At 42.8% G+C, this 11,786-nt stretch carries 11 protein-coding genes; 2 read left to right on the top strand and 9 right to left on the bottom strand.

Annotated elements, in window-relative coordinates:
• On the bottom strand, positions 1-294 hold a 294-nt coding region (locus tag RHS_RS26965; protein WP_047834917.1), incomplete at its 3' end, for a hypothetical protein.
• A gap of 373 nt (positions 295-667) precedes the next feature.
• Between RHS_RS26965 and RHS_RS32105 the strand changes: the two genes are divergently transcribed.
• Positions 668-841 carry a hypothetical protein gene (locus RHS_RS32105; protein WP_395023589.1) on the top strand — a complete coding sequence of 58 codons (174 nt, stop codon included), beginning with the start codon at positions 668-670 and terminating at the stop codon, positions 839-841.
• Entirely contained in the window at positions 804-1,790 is a 987-nt protein-coding gene (locus RHS_RS32100; protein ID WP_395023590.1) for a L,D-transpeptidase family protein, read from the top strand. The genes RHS_RS32105 and RHS_RS32100 overlap by 38 nt, the downstream gene beginning before the upstream one ends.
• 127 nt (positions 1,791-1,917) lie before the next feature.
• Here the strand turns inward: RHS_RS32100 and rsmI are convergent, their stop codons facing one another.
• The 8 genes from rsmI to RHS_RS26920 all read right to left on the bottom strand — a co-directional run bounded on the left by rsmI (position 1,918) and on the right by RHS_RS26920 (position 11,590).
• Complete coding sequence (gene rsmI / locus RHS_RS26955; RefSeq protein ID WP_027295478.1) at positions 1,918-2,754, bottom strand: 16S rRNA (cytidine(1402)-2'-O)-methyltransferase; 837 nt, start codon at positions 2,752-2,754, stop codon at positions 1,918-1,920.
• A 39-nt stretch (positions 2,755-2,793) separates the two neighbouring features.
• Positions 2,794-3,531 carry a tRNA1(Val) (adenine(37)-N6)-methyltransferase gene (locus RHS_RS26950; RefSeq protein ID WP_027295477.1) on the bottom strand — a complete coding sequence of 246 codons (738 nt, stop codon included), beginning with the start codon at positions 3,529-3,531 and terminating at the stop codon, positions 2,794-2,796.
• Positions 3,521-4,426, bottom strand: a complete 906-nt coding sequence (locus tag RHS_RS26945; RefSeq protein ID WP_044296093.1) for a stage 0 sporulation family protein — start codon at positions 4,424-4,426, stop codon at positions 3,521-3,523. The genes RHS_RS26950 and RHS_RS26945 overlap by 11 nt, the downstream gene beginning before the upstream one ends.
• A 2-nt stretch (positions 4,427-4,428) precedes the next feature.
• Positions 4,429-5,418, bottom strand: a complete 990-nt coding sequence (gene holB / locus RHS_RS26940) for a DNA polymerase III subunit delta' (protein ID WP_027295475.1) — start codon at positions 5,416-5,418, stop codon at positions 4,429-4,431.
• Between the two features lie 379 nt (positions 5,419-5,797).
• Positions 5,798-6,391 carry a guanylate kinase gene (locus RHS_RS26935; RefSeq protein WP_044296092.1) on the bottom strand — a complete coding sequence of 198 codons (594 nt, stop codon included), beginning with the start codon at positions 6,389-6,391 and terminating at the stop codon, positions 5,798-5,800.
• Between the two features lie 86 nt (positions 6,392-6,477).
• Positions 6,478-7,929, bottom strand: coding sequence for an aminotransferase class I/II-fold pyridoxal phosphate-dependent enzyme (locus RHS_RS26930; protein WP_047834916.1), 1,452 nt, complete (start codon positions 7,927-7,929; stop codon positions 6,478-6,480).
• Between the two features lie 15 nt (positions 7,930-7,944).
• Complete coding sequence (locus RHS_RS26925) at positions 7,945-9,324, bottom strand: fibronectin type III domain-containing protein (RefSeq protein ID WP_052430899.1); 1,380 nt, start codon at positions 9,322-9,324, stop codon at positions 7,945-7,947.
• 169 nt (positions 9,325-9,493) lie between these two features.
• On the bottom strand, positions 9,494-11,590 hold the full coding sequence (locus RHS_RS26920; protein ID WP_395023588.1) for an amylosucrase: 2,097 nt from the start codon (positions 11,588-11,590) through the stop codon (positions 9,494-9,496).
• Positions 11,591-11,786: the final 196 nt, after the last annotated feature.

Genomic DNA, 11,786 nt, shown 5'->3' with positions numbered 1-11,786 from the left:
TATTTCTTCTATCAAATTAGTAACAAATGGTAATGGCAGACTGTCCGTAGACATAGGATATAATGCCACGCCGTACTCATTCCAGGCAAGAGGGGCTGCCCATGCACGGTCTACCACACTGCTGCCAATTAGTGCACCATCCCATGAATTCTTTGTCTCTCTTTTATAAAATGCTTCATAGCGGTCATTAATTTCTATTGAAGCCGGTTTAACAAATATTCCATTCATCACATAAAAAGCACCACCTGCAAGCATCAGAAAACATATCATTCTTAGTATCTGTTTTTTAGTCATAATCTTCTCCCATATTATAATAACAAACAATAATCATCAACTAATCAAACCATTCAGCACAGAACTGTACAGGGCGACTGCTCCATGAATTACATTGCATTTTATCGTCAAATTAGCCATTGCGCCATACAGTCCCAATGGGTACGGTTATTTCAAGTTTTATTATAACATTTTATGTCAATTATGTCTAATAACTTTCTTTATTACCCATTTTTAACCCAGAATCGTTATTCAAATATTTTCTACTTTTTTCCGATTGTTTTTCACTTATACATCAGACACAATATTTCTCCCAATTACTTTTGACAAACCTCCGCTCCCCACCTATAATAAAATCAACAGCACAAAAGAAACACCAAACGGGAGGAACCACATGAAAAAGTATATCAACGCCAATAAAATAGTAAAGTTATTCTTCTTATTCGCGCTCGTCCTAACCATGGCATCTGCCATATCACTCCCCACACGGGCAGCGTCCACAGGACTTTTAAAAGACGTCCGTAAAGCTCCTGTCAAAAAAAGGGGACTGGATAAAGAAAGGAAGTAAATGGAAATACCGCTATACCAACAAAACCTACGCAAAAAATACCTGGCTTAAAATAAACGGCAGGTATTACTATTTTAAAAAAAGCGGGTACATGGATACTGGTTGGAAAACATATAATAGACAAAAATATTATCTGAATAAAAACGGTGACATGGCAACTGGATGGGTTCAATATAAAAAGAAATGGTATTACTTTAATAAAAACGGGACGATGGCATCTAACAAATGGATTAGTTATAAAAAACAGAAGTATTACGTAGGTGCCAAAGGTATTATGGCCACCGGATGGAAGACCATTCAAAAGAAAAAATACTATTTTAATAAGAGCGGACAGCTGATGAAGGGTTGGGCAAAAGTAAAGGATGACTGGTATTATCTTAAAAAAGACGGTTCTCTTTCATCCTATAACAAAGCAAGCCAGATGATCTTCGTAAAAGCAACCGGAAGCATGGCAGAATTCACCATGCTGGAACGGAAAAATGATACAACCTGGAATGAAATCTTAAGTACAACCGCCTATGTAGGACGTCTCGGCGTGGGTGCAACATACGAAGGCCTTGCTACCACACCCAGTGGAACATACAGCTTTGGAGTAGCATTTGGCAATAAGTCGAATCCGGGCACCGCATTCCCTTATACCAAGGTAAACCCATCCCACTATTGGGTAGATGATCCAAACTCACAATATTACAACAAGTTTGTCAGCACGAAAAAAATATCGCCGGATTGGAACAGCGCAGAACACCTATCTGAGTATCCAACCGCCTACGCCTATGCACTTTCCATAAATTACAACACTGCCTGTACTCCAGGTGCAGGTTCCGCTATCTTTCTCCATTGTTTTGGCGGCGGCGCCACTGCAGGCTGTGTAGCAATCCCGGAACAGGATATGGTCTTTGTATTACAGCATATAAAAAGAGATGCAATGATTCATATTTCCAGAAAGTAAAACTCCGTTGCAGGTTGTGGAGGATTCTACCCTTGCGGCAGCCTCCAAAATGGACATGTGCGCGAGTCCCCGGGCTTGCTGTACCCAATAAAAGAGAATCGGGGAGGACGACATTCCCCGATTCTCTCTATATCAACTCTTGATAAACATCCCGTTTACTAATTCCACGATCTTTCGCAACACATTTCATTGCTTCTTTCTTATCCATCCCAATATCCAGATAGCGCTTCATGTGTTCCTCTATGGTTAATTCCTCCCAGGCTTTACGTGCCTCTTCCCTGATCTCCTGACGGCTTCTGCCCTCAATGACCAGCACACATTCCCCCCTGGGATCCACTTCCTTATAATGAGCCAACGCCCCTTCAATCGTAGTCACAAAAGCAGTCTCATGTTTCTTCGTCAATTCCCGGCACACAGTAATCTTCCGGTTCCCCAGTACCCCGAAAAGTTCTTCCAGTGTCCTGACAAGCCTGTGCGGCGCCTCATACAGGATCATCGTTCTGGTTTCCCCTTCCAGTTCCGCCAGAACTTCCTTCTTTTCTTTTTTATCAGAAGGCAGAAATGCCTCAAATGCAAAACGCCTGGTAGAAAGCCCCGACAAAGTCAAAGCAGTAATACATGCCGCTGGCCCCGGAAGGGAAGTTACTTCCACACCTGCCTCATAACACAACCGAACCAGTTCTTCACCGGGATCTGAAATCCCAGGTGTCCCTGCATCTGTTATCAGGGCTATATTTTTCCCGTCCCTCATCTGTTCAATGAGATAATGGGCTTTGTCAATCTTATTGTACTCATGATAACTGGTCATAGGAGTTTTAATATCAAAATGATTCAGCAGCTTAATGCTGTTTCTGGTATCCTCTGCTGCAATCAGATCCACTTCCTTCAGAATACGCAACACACGCATCGTAATGTCTTCCAGGTTACCAATTGGTGTAGCACATAAATATAATTTTCCCTGCATGTGAGTCATCTCCTTCTAAAGGCTGTCTTAAAAATCAGATCAATAGCCATACACATCATAAATCTCATCCGTATACACACCGGGTTCTTTGTATACGATCAATGGTTTTTCTACTGTTATTCTGGGTTTTCCACCCTTCAGGCCTTCAATTAGTACCATATTCGGCTCTTTGTCTGCAAAAGGATATACTAACCGCATCCGCTTGGGCTCCAGACGGTGCGCGGTCATCTTTGTCATGATTTCAGCCATTCGAAATGGCCTGTGCACCATGTAGAACCTTCCGCCCGGACGCAGAAGCTTAGATGCCTGTCCAATTACATCATCCAGCGTACACAAGATCTCATGTCTGGCGATCGCCTTAGGCATATCCGGATTGACCAGACCATGGTTTCCCGTCATATAAGGCGGATTACTTGTAATAACATCAAAAGAAGCCGCATCAAATAATGTATGGGCCTCTTTGATATCTCCTTGTACAATAGAAATCTGATCTTCCAGATGATTATAGAGAACGCTCCGCCTTGCCATATCTGCACTGGCTTCCTGGATCTCCAGACCGGTAAAATGCTCCCCCTTAGTCTTTGCCTTCAGCAAAATCGGGATAATCCCGGTCCCTGTTCCCAGATCCAGTGCCTTCTCTCCCGGCTTTACATGAGCAAAACCGGACAGCAGCACTGCATCCATTCCAAAGCAAAATGTCTTATTATTTTGAATAATCTTATATCCGTTGCGCTCCAGATCATCAAGGCGCTCACCGGGATACAGCTCAATTGTCATCTAACTTGGATTTCCCTTCTTTTTTCTCCATGTCTTCCAACTGCTTCAATTCCTTATCAACGCTGATTTTTTCCTTTTTCCGTTTCGGTTTGAATTTCAATTGGTCTACTTTATAATCACGAATTTCTTTTTCATCATTTACTTCCACGATAACCTTCACAGTCTGTCGGAGTACACTTACACTTTGTACTTCCCCTTTCAGTCCGTCTTCTGTAAGAACACGATCTCCTACATTTGGCAGCCTGCTGTTCAGATATTCATATGTCTCTTCTTCATTCTTAAGACAGCACATCAATCTTCCGCAAACACCAGAAATCTTCGTCGGGTTCAAAGAAAGGTTCTGTTCCTTCGCCATTTTAATAGATACCGGTGCAAATTCAGCAAGGTATGTATTACAGCAGAGAGGCCTTCCACAGATTCCTATACCACCAAGAATCTTTGTTTCATCACGTACCCCGATCTGCCGGAGTTCGATTCTGGTTTTAAATACAGCCGCAAGATCCTTAACCAGATCACGGAAATCAATTCTTCCGTCTGCGGTGAAATAAAACAGTACTTTATTATTATCAAAAGTATACTCTGCATCAATGAGTTTCATTTCCAGATTATGTTTCTTAATCTTCTCCTGGCAGATACGAAGAGCATCTTTTTCCTTTTCTTTATTCTTCAGTTCTCTGTCCGCATCCTCCTGGGTTGCTACCCGGATTACCGGTTTTAAAGGCTGAATCACCTTCTTTTCATCCATATCCGTAACCTTCGTTACCACGGTACCGTATTCTACGCCCCTTGCAGTTTCTACGATTACATGATCCCCTGGATCCATAGAGTAATGCTTGGGATCAAAATAATAGATCTTTCCCGCATTACGAAATCTAACACCTACAATCTTAACCATTGCTAGTTCTCCTTTATCATAAGGAACAATAATTCCATCGTTAAATCAAAGTTTACATTTGCATTCAGACGGGCCTTCGCCTTCTGCAGTCCACTTAATATCTTCTCAATCCCCTCATACGAACTCATATTCGTCTGATCGGCAATCACTCTTACCTGATCACGGAATACCAGTCCATTGGGATCTTTCGTTGCTTTAAAATAAAGCACATCCCGATACCAGATAGCCAGAATATCCAGATAATCCTGTATCTCCATCTTAAATTCGGAAACAGCTTTTACTGCCGCAATAATTTCACTGATCTCCATATCCTTTGCATGTGTCAGCAGATGCAGTGCTGCCGCCTTAATCTCATTAAAATTATCAGAAGATGCCAGTTGTACTGCTTTTCCAATATTTCCCTGAGCAAATGCCACGCATACATCCGCCTGATAGTCAGGCACCTCCACATTTTCCATCAGATACTTTTTAACCATTTCATCCGGTACCGGCTTCATATTCAAAGTCACACACCTGGATAATATTGTTGCTAAAAGAGAGGTTGCGTTAGCCGTCAGTAAAAGAATTACCACATAAGCCGGCGGTTCCTCAATTGTCTTCAGTATCGCATTTTGTGCCTGGACTGTCATTTTCTCAGCATCCGGCACGATATATACTTTATAAGGGCTGCTGTAAGGCTTCACCATAACGTCGCCCACCAGCTTCTCCCTGATATCCTCAACTCCAATACTATTTGGCTTATCATGGGTCACCGTGATAATATCCGGATGGTTCCCGTTCTCAGCCTGTTTGCAGGATCTGCAAATACCACATGGTTTTGCGCCTTCTCCTTCACACTGTAATGCCATTGCAAATATATTAGCCAGACTCTTCTTGCCAGAACCTTTTTCACCATTAAATATATAAGCATGAGAAACCTTGTTCATCTTCATCGCATTCTGTAAATGTTCCACTATTTGTTTGTGTCCTATAATCTTATTAAATCCTGGCATAATATCACTCCTCACTGCCTCTTTGCACCAGAGCCTGTTTGAAAATTGCTTTCTGACAGCTGTGTGTCACCCTTTGCGTGGAATTTGTTCCGGGAATACAAGGTGCAGAGGGCTGCACTGGCTATTTCGGAGCAGATTCCACGTGAAGCGGGGTGTACAGATGGCGGGAATAAATTTCCAAACAGTCTCTGGCCTGGACCAAATGCAGGCCTATCTGTCTTAATAAGTCCTATTATAACATAACATCATCCATTTACCTAGCTTTTTTGGGTAAATTGTATGAATTGTCTGTGAACCTGTTACTGTTCACAGACCAGCCTGTAAACGTAACACCGGCTGTCAATTAAAGCCGCCTTCAGTCAGGAGGCAGGCTCACTGGCTATTTTACAATATCGTAGATGTAATCAACTACTTCATTCATGCAGGCTTCTCTGTCCGTATCATTTACAAAACGTTTTGTAATTCCTGCTTTTGCAATATTTTCTTCAGAAAAATCCTGGGCATCAGCCAAAAATCTGCGGCATAATTCCTCATATTTGGGCTGTTCCTGCTTCCGTTCCCGCCTAAGAGCCCTCTCAAGCCGGTTATCATCCGCAACCTCAATATAAATAGGCACTACCTTCTCATCTCCAAAATAAGCTTTCATCTTCTCAAAAGATTCCAGTGTCCCAATTGCCAGAAAATTCTCATGATCCAGATGAAACTGTCCATCATCCACTGTTGCATAACTCCAGATACCATGGATGGTATCATAGGATCGCATTTCAATTACTTTTCCTGCATTTTTAAGCTCCAAAAGTCTGGCTTCATCTACAAAATGATATTCTACCCCATCTTTTTCCTTGGCGCGGATAGGGCGGGAGGTATAAAGTATTACATTTTTCAGATGCAATTTCTTATTCTTCAATACCTCCTTAAAAATCGTATCTTTACCAGTTGCACTTTTTCCCATGATGTAAAATATCTTTCCCATAAATATCCTCTTTCTGTAAATTATTAACGGTGCCAGATCATTCCAAAACGTCCCTAAACCTGCTTCTTCCCGGCTGCAATGTATATTCAGACCTGCTCCAGAACTTCTATAAAGTGCCCGGAATAATCCTGCATTCCCTGAAGCGTAAATCCTTTTTCCCTATATTGTATTACGTTTCCCACAAACTCTCTACTTATTTTTTCACCCGGTACAATTAACGGAATTCCAGGCGGATAAAGATATACAAATTCCCCTGCTATCCGGCCTGATGCATTTTCCAGCAGGACCGGCTCCATCTTTTTTTCCATCGCCCGGCATACTGGCATTACTTCCCAATCTGTTTCTCCATCTGTTTCCCGATCTACTTTATCCTCTGTTTTTTCCATCTTCTTTAAAACATTATCATTTTCACTCAATCTCCGGTCTATATCTGCCAGCGCCTGGTACAGTCTGTCAAATCCCTCCCTGGAATCCCCTATGGAGGTTAATGCCAGGGCATAATCCCCTGCTGCCATTTCCAGTTGCAGATGGTAGTGCTGCAGCAGTTCTTCATATAATTCATTACCGCTCATACCGCCATTTTTTACGTATAGGATCAGCTTGGACAGATCCAGGTCCACAACCTCCTTCTCTCCTGCCAATTGTGCTTTTCCTGCCAGACAAACCCGTTGAAAATCTGCTGCTTTCCTCCTGAATGCCTTCAGGTTTTCCACAAATTCTTCAAACAGCCTGTCGCCGGATTCCTCCAGCATGCGTATACACTGATCCACACCTGCCATAAGCAGATAAGAGGGGCTGCTGCTTTGGTAAATCCCCAGATATCTCTCGAGTTTTGCCTTATCTACCAGACAGCCATTCAAATGAATCAGACCGGTCTGCGTAAATGCCGGCAATGTCTTATGCAGACTGTGAATTACAATATCCGCCCCTTTTCCAATGGAATTCTCCGGGAAATACGGATGAAATCCAAAATGTGCGCCGTGTGCTTCATCCACAATCAGGGGTTTTTTATATATGTGACAGATTTCCGCTATCTTTTTTACATCCGATACCACTCCGTCATAAGAAGGGGACGTAATGATCACTGCCTGAATATCCGGAGAAGTTATCAACAGTTCCCGTATTTTTTCCGGTCTTAATCCACAATTCAGCCCAATTCCCTGTTCCTGCTGTGGATAAATGTATACGGCTTCCAATTCTCTTATCAAAACACTGTGGTAAACGGCCTTATGGCAATTTCTCGCCATCAGAATCTTACCTCCTATGGAAGTACACGCAGATACTGCGCTCAGAATTCCAGCCGTACTGCCATTCACCAAGAAATAAGTATTAGCAGAACCATAGACTCCTGCCGCCCGTTCCTGAGCCTCTTTCAGTACTCCTTCTGCATGATGCAGATTGTCAAATCCCTCTATTTCTGTTATATCTGCCTCTATTGGATTCATAAATTCCCCCAGACGCCTCTTATGTCCCGGCATATGAAAAGGATAATAATCTGATTTGGCATAATTCCTTAATTCATCATATAAATAAGGCATTTCCTATTCCTTTCTTCATCCCAGTAAATCCTGCAATATCTGGGCAGCCGATTTATTCCGGTACCCCTGCGGATCTGTCATAACTGAACTTCCCGATAAATCCCAGCGCATCTGGGCATAGTGGGACAGATAACTTTCTCCCCGCATACAGTTTGGATATTTCTTATACCACTTTGGAAAATAGTTCTTCATGTAATAGGCTGCCAGATTTACAGCCTCACTTGAAGTATTCCCATAGCGGTCTACGGTGCCGTTTATCTGCACCCCCTGAGGGCTGCTGTGAACCAGTACCACACTTCCATCCTGACATGCACCGACTACAATCCATACATGGCCGCAGTCACTGCAGGATGAGCTCATTATATCTCCCGGCTGATAATCTTTGACGCTGAAACGTCCCACATACTGTCCCCAGCCTCTGGATGCAAAATCAGATGCCATCTCCTCTGCTTTCATGACATAACCCTCTTTTCCACTGGAAGTGTTCATGATATTGTATATGCACCATCCCACATATCCGGAGCAGTCCAGACCATCACGAATCTGATAACGTGTCTGATTATAGTCATAACTGCTGTTCTGTTTATTAAAAAACCGCTCCCATTCAGGACTAACTCCTATGGTTCTGGCATCTGTTCCGGCACCGGTATCTTCTTCATTCCAGCCCCCGCCCCAGACATACATAGTCTTGCCTACCGGCTTTAACGCAGTCTCCAGGAATTTCTTCAGCGTGGATTTTCCTTTTTTCTGAGCTTTGGGCACTTTTGCTTCTATAATAGCACTATATTTACTGTAATAAATTTTTCCATCCACCTTTTTTCTGGTTTTAATCCTGTACCTGTAGGTCAGCCCTGCTTTTAATCCTTTAACACTATAGTTTCTTTTTGTTGTAGATGCAATCTTAATATATTTATTACGGCTTTCACTGTATTGATAGATTGAATATCCGGTTGCCCCGCCTGCCTTATCCCAGCTCAGTGAAATACTGTCCTTTTCAGCCTTCGCCTTCAGCCCTGAAGGCTTCCTGACAACAGGTTTGGGCAATACTGTGATTACTTTAGAAAAAGAACTTGTCAGAGTCTTTCCTTTTTTGACGGCATATGCTCTTATTTTAAAGCGGTAGCTCACTCCACATTTCAGCTTACGGAAAGTAAAATTCGTTCCGGTTGTCTTCTGAACACGCCTATAACTGTTTTTCTTCATATCATATTGGTAAATCCGGTAATACTTTGCACCTTTGCTTGATTTCCAGGTAAGCTTTACCGTCCTGTCACCCAAAATAGCTTTTACCTTTTCCGGCCGGTTTAGTTTTGCCTCTGCCCGAACAGGCATAACTGCAGTCAATACCACCACCATTAACACCACATATATACTCCATTTTAAATATCTCTTCACTGTAACCCTCCTCCTCTTTCGCAAACCATTACCCTTAGAGTTTCCATACTCCATTTCAAAAGCAAATTTGAGCTTATTTTATCATGGGGCTGTCTGATTCACAAGCAGGAATCCACGTATTCAATAAAAATGGCACTGCACTTATAAAGTACAATGCCAGATGCTGCCATTATTTTCTCTTCAGCCAGTAAAATCCATATCCCGGCATTTTCACCCCTGATGCTCTCATTTCTTTGCCGGTAACTAAGTCCTGATACATTCCATCTTCTTCATTAATCCACGACATTCTTTCATTTTCACTGAAGTTAAAAAGACCTATAACTTTTTCACCGCCTGCCATACGTACCAGACACAATACACTGTTATCCCAGGTTTCCAGTGTCCATGTCTCTGCCGTAGACACAAACGCAGCATGACTCTTGCGGATATTTTCCAGTTGCCCTAATCTGGAAAATACCTGCCCCTGAACAGTCTTGTCATCCCCGATATAATCCGTCAGCTCCCATTTAAACGCACCCCTGTGAATATATCTGGAATCCGGTGCCTTGTGGGGATCCTCTTTGTAACTGTAGTCATTTACCTGGGCTATCTCATCTCCGCTGTAGATCACAGGAATTCCTGACTGCATGAACATATATGCATGAAGCATGATATCCAGCTGGATTGCCTGCTGCATCTCCTGCTCATTCTGTTCGAACCCTGCTTTTTCCACACCACACATAGAGGCCGTTGTTCCGCAGAAGCGTGCATCACCCGTGACCGGATCGGCATTATATAACTCACCCCGGCTGAAACTGCCTTCCTGACTGCCTGTGAAGAAGTCATTGATATACTGTTTGTGTGCCCTTTCATCCATGCCCCAGTTCTTAAGGGTCTTATAGTCCAGTCCCCATCCAATGTCATCGTGGCACCTGAGGTAATTAAGAAACGTATATTCCTTAGGAAGTCTGCCGATAATCTCCATCTGCTGCTTTAACAGCCTCACATCCCTAGTTGCCACGGAATTCCAGGTAGTTGCCATAGTCGTAACATTATACAGCATATGGCACTCCGGTTTTTCAACAGATCCAAAATATGGCGTCACTTTCTCCGGCTCCATAACCACCTCACCCAACAGGAGAATTCCCGGGCATACAATTTCTCCAATCATACGCATCATGCGGACAATGGTATGAACCTGAGGCAGATTGCGGCAGTCAGTCCCAATCTGTTTCCAGATATAAGGAACCGCATCGATACGGATAATGTCAATACCCTGATTTGCGAAGAAAAGGAAGTTGTACATCATTTCATTAAATACCGTTGGATTCCCGTAGTTCAAATCCCACTGATAAGGGTAAAAGCTGGTCATTACAAAATGTCTGTTCTCCGGCAGGTAAGTAAAATTCCCCGGGGCCGTTGTAGGGAATACCTGGGGCACCGTCCGCTCAAACATTGCAGGGATCGAATAATTGTCATAGAAAAAATACCGGCTCATGTACTCTCCATCACCCTGTCTTGCTTTTACTGCCCACTCATGATCCTCGGAAGTATGATTCATTACAAAATCAAGGCATACACTCATATCCCGTTTATGACATTCTTCTGCGAGTTCAGACAAATCCTCCATGGTTCCCAGATTCTCCTGAACCTTCCGGAAATCAGATACTGCATATCCGCCATCGGAACGTCCCTCCGGTGATTCCAGAAGAGGCATCAGATGCACATAGTTCACATTGCATTTCTCAATATAATCCAGTTTTCCCTTCACTCCCTGCAAGTTTCCGGCAAAATTATCCACATACAGCATCATGCCCAGCATATCACTTTGTTTGAACCAGTCCTGTCTCAGCTCTCTTTTACTATCCAGATTCTTAAGCGCAGCCTTACGTTCCTGATAAAACCCATACATATTTTTACAAAGTTCATCAAACATGTAATCATTGTTATATAACTCCATATAAAGCCACTTAAGTTCATTCACATGTCTGTTAAATCGTTCCTGATATTTGCCATTATTTACCGTTGCTTTTGCGGTTTCTGTGTTATCCGGTTCTTCTGCGTATACTGCATCCGGAGCGGCAACCGTCTTTTTCAAACTTTCCGAAAACGTTTCCAGAACAGGCAAAACATTTTCCTTTGATGCTTCTTTTGACTCCTCCTTCACAGCTTCCGGTACTGATTTCTTCACTTCCCCTGCAATCGCCACTTCCGGAACCTTCTCCTGACCTTCCGGAACAATTGCACCTTGTTTTGCAGCTGCCTTTTTAACTGTTCTTTTCTTCATAAATTCCTCCATTCACGCAGTACCGCACGAAAACCACTGCGCATAAGAATCCGGTACTTTGCAAATCCCATATCTCACTCCGGTTTCTTATATTCCTTTAGCTAATATGTTTACTGGTTACGAAACTATATGTATTATAGCAAAGTTTACGAGACTTTACCATTGTCAGATGTGGAGAAAAGCAGTAACTATGTAT

Source organism: Robinsoniella sp. RHS, from assembly GCF_001029355.1.
In the GTDB taxonomy this organism is placed as follows: domain Bacteria; phylum Bacillota; class Clostridia; order Lachnospirales; family Lachnospiraceae; genus Robinsoniella; species Robinsoniella peoriensis.
This window is presented reverse-complemented; position numbering and strand designations above follow the sequence as displayed.

Bases quoted from the DNA above. Each gene is read 5' to 3' on its own strand.
- RHS_RS32105 (WP_395023589.1), top strand. From the start codon at position 668: ATGAAAAAGTATATCAACGCCAATAAAATAGTAAAGTTATTCTTCTTA.
- rsmI (WP_027295478.1), bottom strand. From the start codon at position 2,754: ATGCAGGGAAAATTATATTTATGTGCTACACCAATTGGTAACCTGGAA.
- RHS_RS26950 (WP_027295477.1), bottom strand. From the start codon at position 3,531: ATGACAATTGAGCTGTATCCCGGTGAGCGCCTTGATGATCTGGAGCGC.
- RHS_RS26945 (WP_044296093.1), bottom strand. From the start codon at position 4,426: ATGGTTAAGATTGTAGGTGTTAGATTTCGTAATGCGGGAAAGATCTAT.
- holB (WP_027295475.1), bottom strand. From the start codon at position 5,418: ATGCCAGGATTTAATAAGATTATAGGACACAAACAAATAGTGGAACAT.
- RHS_RS26935 (WP_044296092.1), bottom strand. From the start codon at position 6,391: ATGGGAAAGATATTTTACATCATGGGAAAAAGTGCAACTGGTAAAGAT.
- RHS_RS26930 (WP_047834916.1), bottom strand. From the start codon at position 7,929: ATGCCTTATTTATATGATGAATTAAGGAATTATGCCAAATCAGATTAT.
- RHS_RS26920 (WP_395023588.1), bottom strand. From the start codon at position 11,590: ATGAAGAAAAGAACAGTTAAAAAGGCAGCTGCAAAACAAGGTGCAATT.